Annotated in this window: 14 protein-coding genes; 3 read left to right on the top strand and 11 right to left on the bottom strand. The window is 57.5% G+C overall.

Features of this window, described 5'->3' with window-relative positions; genetic code table 11:
* Positions 1–53: 53 nt before the first annotated feature.
* The 4 genes from M5G26_RS00595 to hmgA all read right to left on the bottom strand — a co-directional run bounded on the left by M5G26_RS00595 (position 54) and on the right by hmgA (position 4,818).
* Complete coding sequence (locus M5G26_RS00595; RefSeq protein ID WP_273914195.1) at positions 54–1,409, bottom strand: MFS transporter; 1,356 nt, start codon at positions 1,407–1,409, stop codon at positions 54–56.
* Between the two features lie 148 nt (positions 1,410–1,557).
* Positions 1,558–2,193 (bottom strand): maleylacetoacetate isomerase, encoded by a 636-nt coding sequence (gene maiA, locus M5G26_RS00590; protein WP_134174672.1) that lies wholly within the window; start codon positions 2,191–2,193, stop codon positions 1,558–1,560.
* A 12-nt stretch (positions 2,194–2,205) separates the two neighbouring features.
* Positions 2,206–3,510, bottom strand: coding sequence for a fumarylacetoacetase (fahA, locus tag M5G26_RS00585; RefSeq protein WP_273914194.1), 1,305 nt, complete (start codon positions 3,508–3,510; stop codon positions 2,206–2,208).
* Positions 3,511–3,513: 3 nt separating this feature from the next.
* Positions 3,514–4,818 (bottom strand): homogentisate 1,2-dioxygenase, encoded by a 1,305-nt coding sequence (gene hmgA / locus M5G26_RS00580; protein WP_273914193.1) that lies wholly within the window; start codon positions 4,816–4,818, stop codon positions 3,514–3,516.
* Positions 4,819–4,982: 164 nt separating this feature from the next.
* Between hmgA and M5G26_RS00575 the strand changes: the two genes are divergently transcribed.
* Positions 4,983–5,771 carry an IclR family transcriptional regulator gene (locus M5G26_RS00575; RefSeq protein ID WP_273914192.1) on the top strand — a complete coding sequence of 263 codons (789 nt, stop codon included), beginning with the start codon at positions 4,983–4,985 and terminating at the stop codon, positions 5,769–5,771.
* 52 nt (positions 5,772–5,823) lie between these two features.
* Here the strand turns inward: M5G26_RS00575 and M5G26_RS00570 are convergent, their stop codons facing one another.
* The 4 genes from M5G26_RS00570 to M5G26_RS00555 all read right to left on the bottom strand — a co-directional run bounded on the left by M5G26_RS00570 (position 5,824) and on the right by M5G26_RS00555 (position 15,391).
* A complete protein-coding gene (locus M5G26_RS00570) occupies positions 5,824–9,333 on the bottom strand; it encodes a dermonecrotic toxin domain-containing protein (RefSeq protein WP_273914191.1) in 3,510 nt (1,169 codons plus the stop codon).
* A 175-nt stretch (positions 9,334–9,508) separates the two neighbouring features.
* The gene (locus M5G26_RS00565; protein WP_273914190.1) at positions 9,509–12,067 is read right to left on the bottom strand and encodes a helix-turn-helix transcriptional regulator; all 2,559 of its coding nucleotides are present in this window, start codon (positions 12,065–12,067) and stop codon (positions 9,509–9,511) included.
* Between the two features lie 139 nt (positions 12,068–12,206).
* The gene (locus M5G26_RS00560) at positions 12,207–13,574 is read right to left on the bottom strand and encodes a DUF1329 domain-containing protein (RefSeq protein ID WP_038357570.1); all 1,368 of its coding nucleotides are present in this window, start codon (positions 13,572–13,574) and stop codon (positions 12,207–12,209) included.
* Positions 13,575–13,597: 23 nt separating this feature from the next.
* Positions 13,598–15,391 carry a DUF1302 domain-containing protein gene (locus M5G26_RS00555; protein WP_134174660.1) on the bottom strand — a complete coding sequence of 598 codons (1,794 nt, stop codon included), beginning with the start codon at positions 15,389–15,391 and terminating at the stop codon, positions 13,598–13,600.
* Between the two features lie 721 nt (positions 15,392–16,112).
* Here M5G26_RS00555 and M5G26_RS00550 point away from each other — a divergent pair.
* Together M5G26_RS00550 and M5G26_RS00545 are read left to right on the top strand one after the other, a co-directional pair.
* Positions 16,113–18,497, top strand: a complete 2,385-nt coding sequence (locus tag M5G26_RS00550) for an S-type pyocin domain-containing protein (protein WP_273914189.1) — start codon at positions 16,113–16,115, stop codon at positions 18,495–18,497.
* A complete protein-coding gene (locus tag M5G26_RS00545) occupies positions 18,490–18,759 on the top strand; it encodes a bacteriocin immunity protein (protein ID WP_038357567.1) in 270 nt (89 codons plus the stop codon). The genes M5G26_RS00550 and M5G26_RS00545 overlap by 8 nt, the downstream gene beginning before the upstream one ends.
* A 42-nt stretch (positions 18,760–18,801) precedes the next feature.
* Here M5G26_RS00545 and M5G26_RS00540 read toward each other — a convergent pair whose 3' ends face one another.
* The 3 genes from M5G26_RS00540 to M5G26_RS00530 form a co-directional block, all read right to left on the bottom strand.
* Positions 18,802–19,713: an SDR family oxidoreductase gene (locus M5G26_RS00540; RefSeq protein WP_134174656.1), complete on the bottom strand. Its 912-nt coding sequence runs from the start codon at positions 19,711–19,713 to the stop codon at positions 18,802–18,804.
* Positions 19,714–19,913: 200 nt separating this feature from the next.
* Positions 19,914–20,816 (bottom strand): alpha/beta fold hydrolase, encoded by a 903-nt coding sequence (locus M5G26_RS00535; protein ID WP_134174654.1) that lies wholly within the window; start codon positions 20,814–20,816, stop codon positions 19,914–19,916.
* A complete protein-coding gene (locus M5G26_RS00530) occupies positions 20,816–21,598 on the bottom strand; it encodes a class II aldolase/adducin family protein (protein ID WP_134174652.1) in 783 nt (260 codons plus the stop codon). Before M5G26_RS00530 ends, M5G26_RS00535 begins: the two co-directional genes overlap by 1 nt.
* Between the last annotated feature and the right edge of the window lie 116 nt (positions 21,599–21,714).

Genomic DNA, 21,714 nt, shown 5'->3' with positions numbered 1-21,714 from the left:
TTGAAATATGCATTCCCATGTAGGAGCTGCCGAAGGCTGCGATCTTTTGCTCTTCAGGATTTCACAGATATCCCCATTCCAACTGTCGAATTTCCTTCGGAGGGCGAACGCACCTGAATGATCAGCAGCGCGGCAATCACCGCCGGGATCGCGCAGAAGAAGAAAATCTGTGCCACCGGAATGTGCATCGCCAGCAGCAGGCTGCCAAACAGCGGCCCGAGAATCGAACCAAAACGCCCCACGCCCAACGCCCAACCCGTGCCAGTCGCGCGGACATGCGCCGGGTAGAAATTACTGGCAAACGCATTCAGCGTCAGTTGCCCGCCGATGATGCAGAACCCGGCGGCGAACACGCAGGCCACCAGATAACGCGGATTGTCGTGATTGAGCCCAAGCAGAATCGTGCACAACGCCGCACCTGCCAACACCGCCGACAGCAAACGAACCTTGCGTTTCAAACGGTCGGCAAACCAGGCCATGCAGATCGCGCCGAGGGTGCCGGCGAACAGGAACATCGACGTCACCAGATTGGCTTCGTTGAGTTTCAGGCCACTTTCCAGGAGCAGGGTCGGCAGCCAGCTGATCATGAAATACAACAGAATCAGGCTGACGAAAAACGTCGCCCAGATCAGCAAGGTCGGCCGTGCGTAGCCATTGCGGAACAGCTCGACCACGGTCAGTTTGCTGCCCTGCTCGCGTTCGTTCTGTTCGACGCTGGCAACGGGCGGCTGCCAATCCGGCAGCATGCGCGCGGTGACTTTGCGCAGTCGTGCATACGGCGGTGCATCACGCAGCAGACGCGGCAGCGATTCCGGCAGCATCCACCAGAGAAACGGAAACAGCAGCAGCGGCGTGACGCCACCGGCGAGGAACACCGCCTGCCAGCCGAACCGGTCGATGAACCCGGCGGCGACAAAACCACCCGCTGCCCCGCCGAACGAGAAGCCACAGGCCGCCAGCGTCACCATCAAAGTGCGCAAACGCGGTGGCGAGTATTCCGACATCAACGCCATGGCACTGGGCATCGCTCCACCCATGCCGATGCCGCAGATGAAACGCGCGATCATCAGTGTGTTCAGCGAATCGGCGAAGACCATCAGCACCGTCAGTGTGGCGTAGATCAATACGCAGGCGAGCAGAATCCGGCGCACGCCAAAGCGGTCAGCCAGCGGCGTGACCGCCAGTGAACCAAGGGTGAGACCGAGCAGATTGGCGCTGAACACAGGCCCGAACGCAGACTTTTCCAGGCCCCAGTCCTGCGCCAGCGCGGGCACCACGTAACCGAGCACCTGGGCGTCGTAGCCGTCGGTGACCAGCAGCAAGGCAAGCAGGATCAAGAGTAACCACTGATAGCGGGACACAGGACGGGCGTCGAGTGCCGCGCGGAAGCTGGCAATCTGGTTGTGCATCGCAAGGTACCTGTTTTGTTTTTATGATTTTTAGGAGGCTCAACGCCGAACCTTGTGGGAGCGAGCCTGCTCGCGAATGCGCTGTGTCAGCCAAATGAATGGTGACTGACCCTCAGCCTTCGCGAGCAGGCTCGCTCCCACAGGGGAATTACGGGGTATCGGGTTGGTTGGCAGGATGGGCCTTGATGAACGCTGGATGTTCAGCCGCCAGTGCGGCGACCCGACGAATGTTCGGATACGCCTCAAGGCTGACGTTAAAGCGCTCAGCCGCATACAACTGCGGAATCAGGTACACATCCGCCACACACGGCCACTCGCCGAAACAAAAGCCCTCATCGCCAATCAACTGCTCCACCGTCGCCAGTCCTTGGCTGATCCAGTGACTGATCCACTCCACCACCTGCGGCTCGTCGTGCCCCAGTTGGCGCAGACGATTGAGCACGCTGACGTTGTGCAGCGGATGCACGTCGCAACCGATCACCGCCGCCACACCGCGCACCTGCGCACGGGCGAGCAGATCTTCAGGCAGCAGCGGCACCTGTGGATAACGTTCTTCCAGATACTCGATGATGGCCGGCGACTGAATCAGCAAACCGCCTTCGTCAGTGCGCAGGGCCGGCACCCGCCCCTGTGGATTGATCGCCAGATACGCCGCTTGCCGATGCTCGCCACCCGGCGGCGCGATCAAGTTGACCGGCAGCGCCTGGTAGTCGAGACCCTTCAGCGCCAGCGCGATTCGCACCCGGTACGACGAGGTCGAACGATAGTAGGTATACAGATCCATAAGCCGCTCCTGTCAGCGCGCCGGCAACACTTTGCCGCGGCATTCGCCGAAGCCGATCGAAGCAAAACCATCACGAGCACAGCGCGCGCGCAGGATGATTTCGTCGCCGTCCTCAAGGAATTTACGCACCTCGCCAGAGGCCAGTTCGATCGGCTTTTTGCCGCCCTCGGTGATTTCCAGCAGGCTGCCGAACTGACCGCTCTCAGGGCCGGACAAAGTGCCCGAACCGAACAGGTCACCGGCCTGCAACTGGCAGCCGTTGACGCTGTGGTGTGCGACCATTTGCGCGACGGTCCAGTACATGTAGCGGGTGTTGCTCAGGGTCAGACGATGAGCCGGCAGGTTCTGCTCGCGCATGGCTTCGGTGAGCAGCAGCACTTCCAGTTCGATGTCAAAGGCTCCGCCGTCCTGATCACGCTTGTCGAACAGATACGGCAGCGGCTGCGGATCACCTTCAGGGCGCGCCGGTTGCGCGGTGCGGAACGGCTCCAGAGCTTCCGCCGTGACCACCCAAGGCGACACGCTGGTGATGAAACTCTTCGACAGGAACGGACCCAGCGGCTGGTATTCCCAGGCCTGAATGTCGCGCGCCGACCAGTCGTTGAGCAGGCAGAAACCGGCGATGTGATCAGCGGCGTCACCGATGGCGATCGAATCGCCCATCTCGTTGCCCTGACCGATCCAGATGCCCAGCTCCAGTTCATAGTCCAGGCGTGCGCACGGACCAAAAGTGGGTTCGGTCTGACCGGCCGGCAAGGTCTGGCCTTTCGGACGCCGCACGTCGGTACCGGAGGCGCGCACAGTGGAAGCGCGACCGTGATAACCGATCGGCACGTGCTTGTAGTTCGGCAGCAACGGGTTATCCGGACGGAACAGTTTGCCGACGTTCTGCGCGTGCTCGATGCCCACGTAGAAGTCGGTGTAATCGCTGATGCGTGCCGGCAGATGCAGTTGGCAATCGGCGGCCAGTGGCAGCAGTTTCGCGCCTTGGGCTTCGATGTTGCCACGGTGAGTGCTGCCTTCAATGAACAGTTCCAGCAGACGCGAACGCAGAGCCACACGTGCCTCGCGACCGAGTTCGAAGAACGCGTTCAACTGGCCGCCGTGCATGGCTTCGACCGCACTGCGCGCGACGCCGTCGAACAGCCCGGCTTCCAGCGCCACTTGCAGATCGAAGATGTGTTCGCCAATCGCCACGCCAGCGCGCGGCGCCGCACCGTTGCTGCTGAACACACCCAGCGGCAGGTTCTGCAGCGGGAAATCAGCGTGGCCATTGGCCGAAGCGACCCAACTGCGGGTGATGGAATTCTGCGTCATGGGTTATCTCCGGGTCGGGTCGAACGTGGCGGGCAGCGTGGCCCAGCAAGCGTCGTAAGTGGATTGCAGTTGCGGGCAGTCGAGGGCGAAGCGGCTTGGGCGCAGCACCTGACTGGTCTCAAACATGAAGGCCATGGTGTTGTCGATTTTTGCCGGTTTGAGTTCGGCATTGACCGCTTTGATGCAGGTCTCGCCATCCGGGCCGTGGGCGCTCATGCAGCTGTGCAGCGACGCACCGCCGGGCACAAAACCTTCGGCCTTGGCGTCATATTCGCCCTGGATCAGGCCCATGAATTCATTCATCAGATTGCGGTGAAACCACGGCGGACGGAAGGTGTTCTCGGCGACCATCCAGCGCGGCGGGAAAATCACGAAGTCGAGGTTGGCCAGGCCGTGCACGCTGGTCGGCGAGGTCAGCACGGTGAAGATCGACGGATCCGGGTGATCGAAACTCACCGTACCGATGGTGTTGAAACGGCGCAGATCGTATTTGTACGGCACGTTGTTACCGTGCCAGGCGACCACGTTCAGGGGCGAGTGATTGAGTTCGGTGGCCCACAACTGGCCGAGGAATTTCTGCACCAGTGTGGTCGGTTGCTGCAGGTTCTCGTAAGCGGCGACCGGGGTCAGGAAGTCGCGCGGATTGGCCAGACCGTTACTGCCGATCGGCCCCAGATCCGGCAGGCGCAGCGGCGCGCCGTGGTTCTCGGCGACGTAACCGCGGGCTTGCGGGTCGAGCAATTCAACGCGGAATTTCAGGCCACGTGGCAGCACGACGATTTCCAGCGGTGCCACGTCCAGCACACCCAATTCGGTAGCAATGCGCAGACGCCCGAGTTGCGGCACCAGCAGCAGTTCGCCGTCGGCGTTGAAGAATACGCGCTCCATCGAACGGTTGGCGACGTAGTTGTAGATGCTGATGCCGGACGGCTTTTCCGCGCCAGCGTTGGCGACCATGCTCACTAGACCGTCGATGAAATCGGTCGGCTCGGCCGGGATCTCCAGCGGATTCCAGCGCAGGCGATTAGGCGTCACTTCGCCCAACGGGCCACCGGCCAGTTGCCGTTCCAGTTTGACGAAGGCCGGGTGATTGGCCGACGGCTGAATGCGGTACATCCAGGTGCGCCGCGCTTCACTGCGGGTCATGGTGAACGCGGTACCGGAAAACAATTCGGTATAGAGGCCGTACGGAGCTTTTTGCGGCGAGTTCTGGCCGACGGGCAGCGCACCGGGCAACGCTTCAGAGCTGAATTCGTTACCGAAACCGGACTGATACGCCAGCGCCTGAGCGGTTGAATCGAGGTTCATGGAGCCTCCTGAACAGGGAGTCGGCAGTGGCCCATCGCTCTGGCTCAGAGGTTTCGGCACGCCGGGTTTGTTTTTATCGTAATTCGATTACGCATAACGTAATTTGCTCGCTATCCAGCGTCAAGCTATAAAGACGCCCAATCGTTTCGGAACCCGGCCGCACCATGGAAAAAACCAGCGACAGCAACGGCAAACAGAAAGTCCGCTCCGCCGAAGTCGGCACCGACATCCTCAAGGCCCTGGCTGAGTTGTCGCCGTCCACTTCGTTGTCGCGTCTGGCCGAACATGTGCAAATGCCGGCGAGCAAGGTTCATCGCTATTTACAGGCGTTGATCGCCTCGGGATTTGCCGAGCAGAACACCGCGACCAACCATTACGGCCTCGGCCGGGAAGCACTGCGCGTGGGCCTCGCCGCACTCAACAGTATGGACGTGCTGAAAGTCGCCGCACTGCCACTGGCCGAACTGCGCGACGAACTCAACGAAACCTGCTTTCTGGCGGTGTGGGGCAACCAGGGCGCAACCGTTGTGCACATCGAACCGGCGGTGCGTGCAGTGACGGTGGTGACGCAATTGGGTTCGGTACTGCCGTTGCTCAGTTCATCAACCGGGTTGGTATTCAGCGCTTATCTGCCACATCGCGAAACCGATGATTTGCGCGTCCAGGAGATTGCCGCTGCCGACCATCCGCTGAAAGACGAGAAAACTTACGCAACGCTGTGCGAACAGATTCGCGAACGCGGTCTGCATCATGTGCATGGTTTGCTGATGCCGGGTGTGGACGCGTTGTCCGCGCCGGTATTCAACGCCGTCGGCCAGGTCGCCGCCGTGCTGACCATTGTGGGGCCGACCTCTCTGTTCCACGCCGACGAAAACGGCCCGGCGGCGCAGCGGTTGCTGGCGGCGACACGGGCCGTGAGTTGGCGGATGGGTTATGAGCCTCTGCAGGCCTGAACTGCGCCAATCGAGCGAGTAACGAGGGCCGTTACTCGCGCGGTTTCACCTGTCAGTTGAGCAGGCGAGTGGTGCTGTTCACGACCGCAGGACGTGCCGTGACTGCGGTCACGTAGCTGATGCTGACTTCAACGCCGGTGACGCCTTTCACCACGTCAGCAAAGTCCCTGACGCTCGATAGCAGCGCAATCGGGTTGACGGGCGCGCCGATCGCCGCCACTTTGCCAACGTACAACAGAATCGCCCCTCTCCACGCCGATGCAAAGTGTGCTTTCGCAGCCTCATCGGAACCCTGACTGGAAGCCACAATGCCCTGCACAACCGACTGAGTAATGCGCAATACGGTCAGTGCGAGACCAAGTGGCGCAATGAACATCGAAGCCACATCCAGGGCAAATTCGGCCAGTACCCTCACATCTTTCCACAGCGCTTCCAGATAACTGGTTGTCTGGAAACCCACATCGGCGACGAGCTGCCCGATTTTAGCCAGGTACTCCTTTTTGAAAGCCAGTATTGGATAACTGTTGGTCAATTCCGGAGTGCCGGTCGCTACCGGGATCGAGTCCCAGTAAGTGTCCAGGAGATTTTTCACTTCCTGCTGATGTTCCAGACGAGCGAGGCTCAAGACCTTTTTGTTGAAGGTCACGCTTTTCAACCGACCCGCAAGTTCCTGCACAGGGAAGAAATCCTTGCCATCAGGCGTGTCGGGAATATAGACAAAAAACTCATCACGCCCGCTGACTTTGCGCCCAAAAACGTAAGCGCCGACAAGGGCGCGTCCCCTAAGGGTGAACTCATAAACACCAATGCCCGGCTTACCACCCGTGGTGACGGTGCCCTGACGAGGCAGATCCCGATCAAATCCGTTAATGAGTCCCTGCAACCAGTTGTATTGGTCGACCGACAGTTCGCCTTTGATTTTCTGTATCAATGCAGCGCGAAGCATTTCGTTTTGTTTTGTTTTTCGATACAGGTTTGACTTCAGGTCAACATCGGACGCATTGAGGAATTTGTCCTTCAGATATTGAAGATACTTTTCACCGGGTCTCAGATCGATCAGATTATTGATAACACTGGCATTCAGCTGGTCAATGCGCTGACCGGTAAACGTCCAGAAAGTGGCTTTTCTGAGCTGCTCTCTCAATTCACCAGGCCCGGCCAACAGAGGGTTCACCCAAGTGAAAAATTTCTCAAACGCGCTTACGTCACTGCGCCACGTTTGCCACTGAATAAACAGATCGGTGAGGCTGATTTTCGAATCGGCGTGAAAGTTGACCCAGATCTCATCAGGGTTAATGTCCACAGATGAACCTGTCCGAGCAAAATATTGCTTCAGCTCCTTCTTCACCAGCTGACTGGCAAACTGTTTGAACGGCTCGACCGCCAGTGTCTCCCGGGAATGATGATGAATAGCCTTGAAATCATGATTCAGACGATTGAGTAGTTGCTGATCGCTCGAATTAGCCTTTCTGTACCATTGGGGGGTAGCGACTTCGGTTTGATCGATATTCCACATGATGTGATTTTCAACGGCGCCGAACAAAGGCCCCTTCTCGGCTAAATCAACCAGCTTAATCTTCGACCACCACCGTTCGTCCAGCATCTCAAAGGGTTTTTTGCTTAGATAATCACGTTGCAACTCGGCACTGTCGCTGGCGTGTGCCTGACTCAGCATGTACGCCCAGGTTTCAGGTTTGGCCGCCCATTGCGCCAACTTGTTCTGCAAGCTTTTCAGGTCAGCGAATTCGAACCAGTCCTGCCCGACTGGCGAACCCGGCATATGAAGGACATGAGCGCTACGATCGGCTGCCACACCTTTCCTGCGATAAACCAGCAAACCATTGAAGGGTTTGAACCAGTTTTTGAGTGCCACGCCCAGCGTTTCAATCGAAACGTCACCGAGGTTGTAACGCGTCACCAGATCCTGCGCAGCCGGACTCACGTGCTTCTGCAGGATCGCCGAGAACATGGATAGCGCAGTTCGGCGACCAAAGACCTCTCGAAGAGATTCGGAAAACTCTTCTGTCGAATGAAGAAGGCGTTGCGCCGAAGTATAAGCAACACGAACATTCAACGTCTGGATGGCACGGAGGATGCTGGAAGGGCTCAGTTTTGGAAGACTGCTGGGGACTTCCGGAACGATCTGATATTGCCCTGCCAAATCGTGAGTACCGTGCATAAAGGCCTGAGTCAGTGTTTTGCGCTCGATGAGCTCCACTTTCTTGCCATCCGCCAGAGGCACGGTATGGGTGACCTTCACGAATAAGGTGTCCGGGTCGATTCGTTCATCTTTACCCGGCGATATGAAGTCCTCTACGACTAACCGCGCATAGTCTTTCAGGGAAGAAACACCGTGAGTGACATCGTGGTGTTTGACCTCGGATTCCAGCAACTGCTTTTTCAGAGAAACATAGACTTCCTGATTGACATCGGAGCTACTCTTCAACCAGTGAGGCCAAGCATTGCGGTCTATATGCTTTAGCAGTTGTATCTGGCGTTGCTTCGCTTGGCGAATAACAGCTGGCAAGGATTGTGCGTTTTCTACAGCGACAACAACTTTATCAAAATCCGTACTTGGCATACCGACGGATTGAAGATACCCAGTGACGTCGCTGTACATCGTCTGAAGCCTTTTATCCACGAAGCGCTCAAACAAATTCGCGCGGACTTTCAAAAAGCGAATGGCGGGAACATAGGCAAATCCCGCTCGTTCACTAAGCGGTAGCGCTTGCAGAAATTCATCCTGAGTCTCCAGAGTGCCCAGTCGTTTTAGTAGCGTCTGTTCGAGTGTTGACGTGGAGGAAAACACCTCAAGACCGCGACTTGCGCTATACAGCACAACAGCGCCCTGCTCACCTGAAACCAATTGTTCGTAAACAGGTTTTTTAAGGGGCAGTACAAACATCGCGTTCTGCTCAATGTATTTGCCATTCTGGCCTTCAATAAAAACCCCGTAACAAGTGCCTGTCAGACCAGCTTGCACTGTTGTACTGATTAGCGCCCTTTCTTGCGCAGTGATGAGGCCCTGAATCGCCAACGCCTCCAGCTCGCGAGTGAAAAGGCCAGCTTCGAGAACACCCAGAGCAGACTTGCGCGATAACTGGGGATAAGCCCCGCCAGCTTTTTGAACAGTCGGGTTTTCCCAGTACTTGCGCACAGAAGCCGTGTAATCAACTGCAAGCTGCTTCAGCAAATCTGCTAGCAGTTTTTCAACTGCCAGGATCGGCACTTGCGCAAGCAAGTCTTCACGACGGGTAAAACTCGGGTGATCGAAAACGCCATAATCATTGACATCATAGTTTGGCGCCCGACCTCTTCGCAGGCACTCAAGCGCGACATCCAGCAAACGTCCGACTGGCTGTTTATTTTTCGGCCTGGCGCCCGCCACGACATTGACAAACAGGCTGCTTAGTCGCGCGCCTTCCGAGAATTTCCATAACGCTTCACGCAAAGTGTCCTGCAGTACTACCGAGAATGACGGAGCAAGCTTCAACTCTTGCGAGATACTTTCCAGGGCTTTCCCCACTTCACGCAGACTTTCACCTTCGACTTCTTTATTCATTTCCACAATAAAATCTCTATCAGCTTGATTATGACAAGTGACCAACTACAACTTGCCTCGCCAAATCAAACTAATTCAGATGCAGAGCAGAAAGATACCCACCGCACTGTTTCCAACAGTGTTTAACCACAACAGCAACAACCCCTGACGTTACAACCACAAATACTTAACAACCTCACACCAACATCAAACCCAATGTTCTAGCCTTCGCCACCGCATGAGTTCTACGCACCACCCCCAACTTTATATAAATCCTTCGGACATGTGTTTTAACGGTATGCAATGAAAGGAAAAGTTTTTCTGCGATCTGTTGATTGGAGTCACCTGTCGCAATTAACGCCAACACCTGCAACTCTCGCTGACTCAGTGAACTTTCAGCTTCAGATCCAGCTATGACTTGCTGCTTTTCGTCCGGAATAATTGTCGGATCAAATATTTTCGGTGAGCGCAGGGTGACCTGACGTATCAGCCATTGCGCCCCCGAGCGCCGGACGATCTTCAATGCGGATTCCACATGATCAACTACCCGTAGCAAATCATTGTGCAGCAATGCCACCTCGGCCAAGGCGAAATGCAGCTCTGCCTCGAGTGTCTGCGCCCCGCACTTGCGTGCTTTATCCAGTAACACCTGAAGTTGCTCTGGCAGATCACTACCCCGTTGCAAAGATGCCGCGGCCAATATCAGCAAATACTGGATACGTGCAATCAATTGAACTGTCGCCGGCGGTGCCTGCAAGGCGTTCGGGGCTTGATAGTGGCGCAGCACCCGGCTCAGCGCCTCATGAGCCAATTGCGCCCGCCCCTGTTGCAGCCAGATCTGACTACTGATCTGTAACAACACACCGCGATAAACCGTATCCGGGATGCGTCGCTGCTGCATCAACCGTTCAGCCTCGTGCAAGCGCTCAAATGCCTGCGCATATTCACAATGATTGGCCTCAATCTGTGCCAGCCCCAAATAGCCGTACAGCACACGTTTATCGTGACTGCGCAGACAATCCTCCAGGCCACGCTTGAACAGCGCAGCAGCTTGCTCCTCCAGCCCCATGCTCAAGGTCAACTGGCCACGGCGTAAAGCGATACGCCCCAATAGCGGTGATGGCCGCTCGGCGCGCTGGCCGAGCAATTGCTCGACGCTCATCAACAGATTGTCAGCGCGGGCGGGAGCACCACGCTGCTCTAGCAACTGCGCGTGATCCAGTTCCAGCAAGCCTTCAAACAGCAAGGAGCCTTGTGCTCGCGCCAGACACAACGCTTCGCGACTGATGGCGTGCGCTTGTTCGAGTTCATCACAAAGCAAGGCTTGTTGCGTCAGCCCTGACAGGCACAACAGTCTTATGGCCCAGGCATCGCCATCAAGGACGCTCAGCGCTTGTTGAAAGAATTCGCGCGCAGGCGTCATACGCCCCTGCAAATGCATCAGCCAACCTTGTTGCGCTTGCCAGCGCGCAATCAGTTGTCGCTCCAGTGCCGCCGAAGGTTGCGGCATGAATCTCACCAAGTGCGCGATGCACTGCGTGGCCTGTTCGAACCGCCCGGCGAACAGCAGCGCTGCGGTAATCAACCCGACCAATTGCGGTGAAGCCAGGGTCACTCCTTCGCCCTGAGATTCATGCAGGCGCAACAACAGCACAACGGTCTGCTCTTCAAAAAGATGTTCGAAGTTGAAGTGTTGCAACAGACTCACTGCCGTTTCGAACTCCTCGGCAAGCAGCGCTTGCTCGAAAGCCGAGCGCCAGTCCTCGGCAGCTGCGAACCATTGGCACGCCCGACGGTGCCATGAACGGGCTGCGGGCCAGCGCTCATCGCGCATCACCTGGGCCAGAGGTGCAAAGATCTGCAACCACTGCGACGAGTCGTTCCATGGCTCGATAAAACAACCCAGCGTTTGCAGGGTCCGCAGGTAATCCGCCCCCTCTCCGGCCCCAAACAAGTGCTCACACAGCTCAGCGTTGAAGCGCGGCAGATTCGCCAAAACCCGCCAGACTTCCGCCAACTCCGGCGTCAGACCGCTGAACAATTCGTGCTGCAGATAATCCAGCAACGTTTCCACCCGTTGCTGCGGTTGGGTGCTTTGCGACCAGTCGCATTTTTGCATCAAGGCCATGCGCACTCCGGCGCACCAGCCACCGGTTCGATGGACGATCCGCGCAGCAACACTGGCAGCCTGCTCCGCTGACAAGTGCTTCAACGCTTGGGCGATTTCGTCCGGAGCCAGTGCCAGCGTAGCGCTCTCGCATTCATACAATTCGTCGTCGAGCAGCAACCGCGGCCAATTGCATTGCGGCCGTCGACGCGTGCCGATCCACCAGACCAATGTCGGGCTGCTGAGCGCCAGCAAGCGGTCGAGCAATGCATCGAGTGCCGGCGCGGGGAGCCGGCAGTAATCGTCGATAAACAGCCAGGTCGGTGTCGACCAGCGAGCCAACACCGCAGCCAACTGCGCTTCATCCATCTCTGCCAGCCCCAACGCCTGACTCAGCCGCCGACAGAACGCCTCGCTACTCAACGACACGCCCATCAGTGGCAGCCAGTGCACTACACAGTCTGCCGGTGCCTGTGACAGGCATTCGGAGAGCAACGCGCTTTTGCCACTGCCGGCCGGTGCGCAGACCAGCCTGATCCGCGCCACAGCCGTCAGTAGCGGCTCACTCAGTCGAGGGCGAAGTTGATGATGGGAAGAAAGCCTGGGCAAAAATCCGGGTCGATCCAGGCACGGGGTCATGGCAGTCATCGAGTGAGCCTTCTTATCGTTGTGCGCTCACCCTAGCCCTCTCCCGCGCGCTTGTTGACGAGTATTCAGCGCGCTGATTGACGCCCATAAAAAAGGCGACCGAGCGGTCGCCTTTTGCCCTGCCGATGTATCAGAACCGTTACCGCACGCCCTCGGCGCGCAAGGCCGATGGTGTGTAATCGGCAGCCTTGGCTTCGAAGCCGAATTCGAAGCTGTGCTTCTCTTCGTTCTTCATGCCCAACGCAATGTAGCGACCGGCGATGATGTCGTAGAGCGCTTCCAGCGTGTAGGCCTGGGCCTGGTGATCGTAGTAGTACTGCGCGTGACCTTCGGCGACGCGCCAAAGTTGTCCGCGACCGTCATAGTGATCGGCCAGCGCTACTTGCCAGCTGTCCTCGTCGATGTACATGTGGCGCTTGGCGTAGATGTGCCGCTCGTTCGGTTTCACCGTGCCGATCACTTCCCACACCCGGTGCAGTTCGTAACGTGTCAGGTCCTGATTGATGTGTCCGGCCTTGACGATGTCGTCGTATTTGAGCTTCGGTGAGTCGAGCTTGTAACTGTTGTAGGGAATGTACATTTCCTTTTTGCCGACCAGTTTCCAGTCGTAGCGATCCGGAGCGCCGGAGAACATGTCGAAGTTGTCCGACGTGCGCAGGCCATCGGCGGCGGTGCCCGGGCCGTCATAGGCCACTTGCGGCGCGCGACGTACGCGACGCTGGCCGGCGTTGTAGATCCACGCCAGACGCGGTTCCTTCACTTGATCGAGGGTCTCGTGCACCAGCAACACGTTACCGGCCAGACGCGCTGGCGCAGTCACCGATTGCTTGAAGAAGGTCAGCACGTTGGCAGCTTTTTCCGGGTCGAGATCTTTCATCAGTTGCGGCACGGCGATCTCTTCTTCGAAGCGGATCGGCGTGTAGCTGCCGTTGGTCTGCGGCGTGACCTGGGTGATGATGCGTTTGACGTTGCCGCCGTGATAACGGGTGATGTGGTTCCACAGCACTTCAACGCCGTTCTTCGGAATCGGAAAAGCGTAGTAGCGATTGCCAGTGAAATTGGCCAGGCCGTTACCGTCGTTGATGGTGGTCACGTTGAGCGCACTGCGTTTGGCCGACTCATAGATCTCCGCCGGTGCGGCGACCGTGCGGTGGGTCGGGTAGACCGGGATCTTGTAGGTTTCCGGGTAGCGTTTGAACATCGCCACCTGGCCGTCTGAGAGCTTGTCCTTGTACTTGTCGACGTTGGCCGCAGTGATGGTGAACAGCGGTTTTTCATTGGCGAACGGGTCGGCGAGGAAGCCTTTGCTGTCCACCGCCCCGGCATTTTTCGGGATGCCGCCAGTCCACGCCGGAATCGAACCATCAGCGTTGCCAGCCTTCTCGGCCCCCAGCGGCGTCAGGCTGGTGCCGAGCTTGTTGGCCTCGTCCGGCGACACCGCCGCCATCACGTTGGCTGCCAGCAGACTCAGGGCCAGCACACCACATTGCAGAATCATTTTGCGCATTGCAGTCATCCTTCTCGGGCAGATCAGAAGTTCACGCCGAAGCTCAGTGCGACGAAGTCACGGTCTTCGAGGACGTTGTAGTCGCCACCGAAAAAGTCGGTGTAACTGAGGCTCGCGGTGTAGGTATTGCGGTAGTCGGCATCGACGCCGAGGCTGATCGCTTTCGCGCCTTCATTGAACAGACCGTTGGGTCCGTAACCGGCGACGTCGTGCGACCACGACAGGTTGGGTTTGAGGTTGATCCCGCCGATCACGTTGGCGTAATCAAGGATCGCCCGGGCGCGGTAGCCCCAAGAGGTCGAGGTGACAAAGCCGTCGGTGTCGCCGCCGAAACCGTATTGGCCATACACCGAGTCGCGGCCATAACGCAGCTTGTCGCGCGACTCCAGACCGCCGACCCGCACCACCGCCGCTTCACCGACCAGAGTCAAACGCTGAGCGCCCCAGACCTGATCGAAGAAGTGCGTGAGGGTGCTCTGGATTTGCGTAACTTCTTTGCGCCGATAGCCTTTGTTGTCCGCACCCGGTGACGTCGTCAGTGGCGAAGCAGCGCCGCCGGCAATCGGGTTGAGCAGCGCCAGCGTCAGATCGTTGGTATTGACCTGCACCGGAGCGTTCGGTCGGTAGCTGATCTCACCGGTCCACGCGGTACCGGTGGGCAATGTGGTGGAAAAACTCGCGCCGTACAGACGGATGTCTTCCGGATATTCGAGGTAGTACTGACCGCGTCCGAGCATGACGCTCTGCGCCAGACCGGAACCGCTGCCGGGTGCCAGGCCATTGGCGATCCCGACCATGCCCGGCAATGCAGCCAGCGTCGACAGGCCGGCCGTGGTGGTGCCGACGGTCGGCGTACGGCTGTGGTAGTTCATGAAGTAGAGACCGTATTCAGTGTCGTCACCGAGCCAGCGCAACGCCGTACCCCACTGCCCGGAGTCCCGTGCATCGCGGTCGCCACCACGGGGGATCACCACGCCTTCGCGAGTCACCTGAATGCCTTGGCCAAAGGCCTGAGTCAGCGGGACAAACGGTGCGATCGCCGGGTTGCCGACGGTGTAGCCGTTGTTGCACCCGTCCGCCGCCACATCGACGCCGAAGAAGGTGCCGCAGTTGTCGAGAACGGTCTGGTCCCATTCCAGTTGATAGAAACCTTCAACGGTCAGTTGATCGGTCAGGCCTTGCGAGCCAAACAGCATGTTGACCGGAATCAGACCCTCCTTGATCTCCGCTCCGGGGCGACGAAACGCTGAAACGTCGATCGGGTTGATGCTGTTGATCGAGTTGCCGATAAACGTACTTTCGCCCCAGCTCACCACTTGTTTACCGGCGCGCACGGTGCCCGGCAGATCGGCGATGGAATAGTTGTGATAGACGAACGCATCGAGAATTTGTGCGCCGGAGGATTTCGCTCCTTCCTTACGCCCGCTGTCGCTGATCGGCTTGAACTCGCGGTCTTCGTCCTTCAGCTCGAAGTCATACCAGTACTTGCCGCGCACGAAGACACCGGTGTCGCCGTACTTGAGTTCGAGGTCGTGAATGCCTTTGAAGATCTTCGAAAACGTCTCACCCTTCTTGAAATTCAAACGCCCGTCATCACCGGTCGAAGATTGCCCGGTACCACCATTGACCGTGCCGACCAGCGACTTGTCGGCATCGCGCATGCCCCAGCTCGCACCGATCGACAGCGATGAGTCGAAGGTGCCCTCGATCTCGCCAATGTTGAACGCAACCGCTTGCGCCTGGGCGCAGCAACCCAGAGCCACCGCGGCTGCCAGCGCCTGCGGTGTGAAGATGGCGCGCATTGTTGTTTTTGTCATGCGTCTTCCCCGGTGAGTGACAGAAGGCCCCACCCTACTGCCGGGCAACCGCGTCGATAAGCGCACCAAGGAGGTATTCGTGTTGTCGCTCGAAAGGATGAATAGCCTTGCGGGACGGGGCTTTGCGCCGTTCATGGATCGGCTGGATGGAGGATCATCAGTGCAGCGCATGGCGTACATCGGATCACGGGACTGTTGCATGCCCCGCAACAGTGCATGTCCGGAATCGGTATTTTTCCTACGCGTTCAAGACCTTATTCTGAACGCGCTTTCACGGGACACGCCGCAAAGCACGAAGCACTGGCCTTTGAGCAACTCAGGCCATTGCTGACAGATTTCAGATAAATCGAAGACTTCGGTTTATCGCCCCGATGTTCACTGACGTTGATTTGTAGCTCCTTGATCCAACGTCTTACCTTGGCCGCTGCGTTTGCAGCGGCCTTTTTTATGGCTGTTGAAAAGTCCCCCCTCACCCTGCAATCAACTTCCTAGAACAGCGTCGGACGTTTCCTGGTGTTTAGAAGATTTCTCCGCGCTTTGTTATTAATCGGCGAAACCCCTCTCAAAACAACGCCCTGTTACTGACGGGCTTCTCGGATTTTGCAACAGCAAGTCTGTTGTAACTTGAAACACCTCAACCCTTCGCTGGCGACACGGACGTCACCAACCGGCCGTGCTGACTTGCCAGCGATTTATCACGCACATTCAAAAGGACATGAATATGCAAAAGCCTCCACCCTTTGTGTTAACCGAAGCTGTTCATACGACAGCAACAGCGCCTCCAAACACAACGTTAATCAGGGGAACCGCTACCAACCTCCCCAACAGCGGCACGTTTGGCATTCCCAACAATGTGGGAGCAATTTCCCGGGCATTTACTGCTCACAGCGTGAAAACTGCTCACGAATTTCAAACCCGTGTTGAACAACTACCCCAAACAATTGAACAGGAGCTGGCTGCAATACGTCTGGAAGGGTCCAGTCATCCGCTACCTCCTGCTGAAACCGTCACCCGAGAATTGGGAGTACGCCATACGCTAATTCTTAGAAAAACCGCTCAACACCGACAAAAAACTCTAAATTCCAATCAATTTTTCGGAGCTTCCCCGCTCAATAAAAGCTTTCACGATTTTTTTCAAAGAGCACAACGCATCGATAGCTCGGTCCATCCGCACGGATTGGCTATGCAGGCTTGGGGCGCTTCATACCGAGCGGCTCACGAAGCGAATTTGCTTTCGCAGTCAATTCAGATACTCAACCAACAGCAGGTCGAAGTGCACAAGTGGCTGGCTTTGGTGCAAACCAATGATCAAGCGCATGCAGCAGCGGCAGAAGCTCAGCGACTGGCTGACGAACGAGCACGGATCGCGGCCGAACAACAACAACAACAACAACAACAACAACAACAACAACAACAACAACAACATCAGAGAGACATTGCCGAAGCTGCACGTGCGGAGCAGGTACGACTAGCTGAAATGGCTGAGAGTCAGCGCTTGGCTCAAGAACGTGCTCGTATCTCATCCGAGCAACATTTGAAGGAACTCGCTGGCGCCGCGCAGCGCGAACATGGACATCACTGGGCACGGAAAAAAGCACGGATCGCAGCATTGGCAAAGTCTCGGCGCTCAGCGGCCGAACAGGCTCGGATAGCTGTCGATGCTGCAGCAAAACGAACGGGCGCAGAACGTGCACGGTTTGAAGCAAAAGCAGAAACATTACGCCGTACTGAGGCCGCAAGAGTACTTGATGAAAAAGCGCACCGTACCCAAAAGCAAGAGCAGTGGCGCCTGCGCGAAAGAGCGTTGCGCGCAGAGGAGGCGTTGTATCGCGCATACGCTGCAAAAGCGCGCCGCGAGAGGATATTGCAAGGCGTTTTAGAGGCTCAGGAAAAAAACCGCCAACAAGCATTGCTGGATGCTCAGACTGAGCCCGCGCGACGAGTAGAGAATGCTCGCTTGAGAGCCCAGTGGCAGGCGCAAACAGAGGAACGCTGGAAAAACCCTATATTTGCCAACGTGGGCTCAACGGCCGCGTTTGGCCCGACGTTCGCCGGAACACTCGGCGCTTTAGGCAGCAACCCTACGACCGCTCTGGCACTCAAGACCGCCCTTCGCTCAGCGGTATCCATTGCCGTCGCAACGATTTCGACCGCCGCTGCCCCCGTCCTCGTGGGCTTCGCGGCTCTGCTGGTTCCCTCAGAGCTGGGGAATGGTGACCTTTACTCCGCAAGCGTTCCACTGTCAGACCTTGCGCCCGTTCTGGAAGCAGATCTGTATGAGTTGGCAGCCGCCGAGGCTGAAGTCGATCTGCCAGTCAGACTCGGCTCCAGAGCCGTAGGAAACCGCGTAGAAATTGCCGTCGTCACCACTGATGGCGTAACAGTCCCCAGCAATGTGCCGGTGAGACTTGCCCGTTTCGACGCTCGGAAAAATGTTTACGTTTCCACGACAACGGACCCCGGCTCCAGAGGCCCTGTCGTCACCTGGACACCACTGGTTGAACCGCAGAATCCCTCAACCGATTTCCCGTTGGCAGACACTGATTTACCGTTTTATGACGGTGCCGAGGTAAGACCAGATAGCGGACGGATTGATCCCCATCCGCAGTTGGATCTATACGGGTTTGGCGGATGGATCACAGTCTTTCCAATCGAATCCGGAATACCACCGGTCTTCACGATGTTTCGGGATCGACGGCAAGATCCCGGCGTTGCGAGCGGGATGGGGCAGCCGGTTTCAGGTAGGTGGTTAGGAGCAGCTGCCACGGCGGAAGGCGCGCCGATTCCTGAGCAGATTGCGGATAAACTTCGGGGGAGGGAATTTTCGAGCTTTAAAGCGTTTCGAAGAGCGTTCTGGAAAGCGGTAGCAGGTGATGAGGATTTATTTCAGCTATTCAACCGCGTCGATCAGACAAGCCTACGCCGAGGATTGTCACCAAAGCCTCATCAATCCGAGCACGTCGGTCAACGGCGAAAATACGAACTGCATCATGTAGAGCCTATTGAGCTTGGCGGAGCGGTTTACGAAATGGACAACCTGAAAATACTTACTCCTAAGCGACACATTAAGATCCATCACCCAAAAAAGGCGCAGGGGAATGAATAAAAATCTTAAAGCAAGATTTGAAGACTACACCGAGCGCGAATATATAGAGCTCATAAATTCCTTATTCGAAGGTGACTACTCATCTGAGTACGAACATGATCGTATTTTTGAAACGATCATCAGCACTTCCGAGCATCCAAATGCTTCTGATGTCTTATGCCATCCGGAAGAAGGCGTTGAAGACAGTCCGATAGGCGTGATCGGCATTTTCAAGGAATGGCGAGCAGCCAACGGAAAAGCCGGATTCAAAATCGAAGAGTAAAAAAGCGAGCAGGCATTCATGCCTGCTCGCTTTTCTTTGCTGTTACAACGAATACTTCTGCAAATTCGCCATCATTTCCTTCAGCGCCTCGATATTGTCCTTCGGATGCGCCGCCCCTTCGAAATCACAAATCTGCTGCCAGTGCGCCGCGACATCTTCCGGCGAGAAACCCGCCCGTGGATCAAACCCGGCGCCGAGGCTGCGCTCCCAACGCACCTTGCCCATCCAGCCACCACCGACCTCGAACAACCCGGAAGTCTCCTGGCATTGTTCGCTGGCCAGATACACCACCAGCGGACTGACCAGCTCCGGCTTCAATTGCTCGAAGACTTGCGGTGGGATCAGGCCCTCAGTCATGCGTGTGCCGCCAGTAGGTGCAATGGCATTGACGAGGATGTTGTTCTTGCGGCCTTCGATGGCCAGAGTGCGGGTCAAACCGTAAAGACCCAGTTTGGCCATGCCGTAGTTGGACTGGCCGAAGTTGCCGTAGATGCCGGAGGTCGAGGCGGTGAAGATCACTCGGCCGTAGTTTTGCTCACGCAGGTGTGGCCACGCGGCGCGGGTGACTTTGTAGGCGCCTTCGACGTGGACGCGGTAAACCAGGTCCCAGTCGGCGTCGTCCATTTTGTGGAAGGTCTTGTCGCGCAGGATGCCGGCGTTGTTGACGACGACGTCGACACGGCCGAAGACGTCGAGGGCGTTCTGCACCAGTTTGTCGCCGTCGGTGACCGAGTCGTGGTTGGCTTCGGCGATACCGCCGGCTTCGCGGATTTCCGCCACCACGCGATCAGCGGCGGAGGCGTTGGCGCCTTCGCCCTGGGTCGAGCCGCCGAGATCGTTGACCAGCACTTTCGCGCCGTGTCTGGCGAACAACAATGCGTGGGCGCGTCCGAGGCCACCACCGGCTCCGGTGACGATGACGACTTTATCTTCGAAACGCACAGACTCATTCATCGCAGCAACTCCAGCAGGCCAGTAGTGATCCCGAGTGTCAGGCACAGGGCTTTGAGTCACAACGAACACGGCTGAGGCTGAATGGTGTGCAATAAGGTTGCGCGATGATGAGGGCGTCAAAGAAACAAAAGATCGCAGCCTGCGGCAGCGCCTACATTGGATTTGTGTAGGCGCTGCCGCAGGCTGCGATCTTTTGATCTTCAGGAGCAGGCGACTTTGCGCGGCGGCAATACAAACCGCTCACGAAACTCCAGGTAATGCTTGAGCACCTGTACCGGCGCTTCGGTCTGTGGATAGTGGCCGATGCCCGGCAGCAACACCGTGTCGGCGTCGGGGATCAATTCACGGTAACGCTCGACCATGTGCGCCCCGGAAATCGGATCGACTTCGCCATCGATCACCCGTAACGGGATTTCGCCGCGCTGCATCGCCGTCACCCAGCGATCACGCTGCACCCGGCGTTCGGGAATGTAGCTGATCAATTTATGCATGATCCGAGGCCCGCGATTGCTGTCGACCAGGCTCCAGAAATCATCCAGTTCGCTTTCGCTCGGCCGGGTTTGCGGACCGAAGATCTGCCGGAAGCTTTTCACCAGCGCATCGCGAGTGAACGCACGACCGATCATCCAGCCCAACGGGCTGAGCAGGAGTTTCTGCATCAACACGGGACGATGAGTTTCCGGGAACAATCCACCGTTGAGAAACACGCAACTGGCGACCTCGATCTTGTCTTCGTAGTGCCGGGCGAGCAGTTCCTGCGCAACGCTGTCACCGTAATCATGCGCCAGCACATGCACGGGTTGTTCGACCTGCAGATGCGCGAGCAACGCCTGCTGTAGATCAGCCTGTTCCAGCAGGCTGTACGTGTGATTGAGCGGTTTCGCCGAATCGCCAAAGCCGAGCATGTCACAGGCAATCACGCGATAACGCTGGGCCAGTGGTTGCCACAGGTAATGCCAATCCCAACTGGCGGTCGGGAAACCGTGGATCAGCAGCAGCGGCTCACCCTGCCCGGCCGTCCAGTAACGGATCGGCTGGCCACGAAAGACAAACGTCTGGCTGCGTTTGCGCCAGACACACAGAGGAATCTCGGCAAGAGGCATTAGAGTTTATATCCGGGGTCTTGTTTATCGAGTTTGCGCAGCAACGCCGGCCAGGCCAGCGCACCACCCATGCCTTGAGCACTTTTGGTGACGCCGGCGATCATCGCTTTGGCGCCCGCCAGAATTTGCGGTTCGATGGCGATGAGTTCAGCGCCACCGGTTTGCGCCATGACCTGAATGTCGCAGGCGCGCTGGAAGGTGAACATCATCAGAAACGTGTCGGCGATGGTGCCGCCACAGGTCAGCAGACCGTGGTTGTGCAGCATCAGGAAATTGTTCTCGCCAAGGTCGGCCTGCAGGCGCGCTTTCTCTTCGTGGTTCAGCGCCACCCCTTCATAGGCGTGATAAGCCAGGCTCGAGAGCACGAACAGCGACTGCTGACTGATCGGCAACACACCCTGCTTTTGCGCCGACACCGCGACACCGGAAGCGGTGTGCGTATGCAGCACGCAAACCACATCGTGCCGCACTTCGTGCACGGCGCTGTGGATGGTGTAGCCGGCGGGGTTGATTTCGTAAGGGCTGTCCATGAGTTTGTTGCCGGCCTGATCGACTTTCACCAGGCTCGACGCGGTGATCTCATGGAACATCAGACCGAACGGATTGATCAGGAAATCTTCGGTGCCCGGCACCTTGGCGGAAATATGCGTGAAAATCAGATCGTCCCAGCCATGCAGCGCGACCAGACGATAACAAGCGGCGAGATCGACACGGGCCTGCCACTCTGCGGCGCTGACCTGGTCTTTGACATTAAGGGACGATTGGACGGGGGCTACGCTCACTGTATGCACCTCTGCGTTCTTATTGTTCTGCTCGTGTCAGCAGTCTAGTCAGGCGCAGAGGATCGCGTAGTTGCATTGGCAGCCAGCTTGATGACTGACCGAGTCAGCGATGCAAA

Source organism: Pseudomonas sp. TNT2022 ID642, from assembly GCF_028656995.1.
In the GTDB taxonomy this organism is placed as follows: Bacteria; Pseudomonadota; Gammaproteobacteria; order Pseudomonadales; family Pseudomonadaceae; genus Aquipseudomonas.
Note: the sequence above shows the minus strand (reverse complement) of the source record. Positions and strands in the feature narration are given on the sequence as shown.

Bases quoted from the DNA above. Each gene is read 5' to 3' on its own strand.
- M5G26_RS00565 (WP_273914190.1), bottom strand. From the start codon at position 12,067: ATGACTGCCATGACCCCGTGCCTGGATCGACCCGGATTTTTGCCCAGG.
- M5G26_RS00595 (WP_273914195.1), bottom strand. From the start codon at position 1,409: ATGCACAACCAGATTGCCAGCTTCCGCGCGGCACTCGACGCCCGTCCT.
- M5G26_RS00550 (WP_273914189.1), top strand. From the start codon at position 16,113: ATGCAAAAGCCTCCACCCTTTGTGTTAACCGAAGCTGTTCATACGACA.
- M5G26_RS00560 (WP_038357570.1), bottom strand. From the start codon at position 13,574: ATGCGCAAAATGATTCTGCAATGTGGTGTGCTGGCCCTGAGTCTGCTG.
- M5G26_RS00540 (WP_134174656.1), bottom strand. From the start codon at position 19,713: ATGAATGAGTCTGTGCGTTTCGAAGATAAAGTCGTCATCGTCACCGGA.
- hmgA (WP_273914193.1), bottom strand. From the start codon at position 4,818: ATGAACCTCGATTCAACCGCTCAGGCGCTGGCGTATCAGTCCGGTTTC.
- M5G26_RS00535 (WP_134174654.1), bottom strand. From the start codon at position 20,816: ATGCCTCTTGCCGAGATTCCTCTGTGTGTCTGGCGCAAACGCAGCCAG.
- M5G26_RS00575 (WP_273914192.1), top strand. From the start codon at position 4,983: ATGGAAAAAACCAGCGACAGCAACGGCAAACAGAAAGTCCGCTCCGCC.
- M5G26_RS00570 (WP_273914191.1), bottom strand. From the start codon at position 9,333: ATGAATAAAGAAGTCGAAGGTGAAAGTCTGCGTGAAGTGGGGAAAGCC.
- maiA (WP_134174672.1), bottom strand. From the start codon at position 2,193: ATGGATCTGTATACCTACTATCGTTCGACCTCGTCGTACCGGGTGCGA.
- M5G26_RS00545 (WP_038357567.1), top strand. From the start codon at position 18,490: ATGAATAAAAATCTTAAAGCAAGATTTGAAGACTACACCGAGCGCGAA.
- M5G26_RS00555 (WP_134174660.1), bottom strand. From the start codon at position 15,391: ATGACAAAAACAACAATGCGCGCCATCTTCACACCGCAGGCGCTGGCA.
- fahA (WP_273914194.1), bottom strand. From the start codon at position 3,510: ATGACGCAGAATTCCATCACCCGCAGTTGGGTCGCTTCGGCCAATGGC.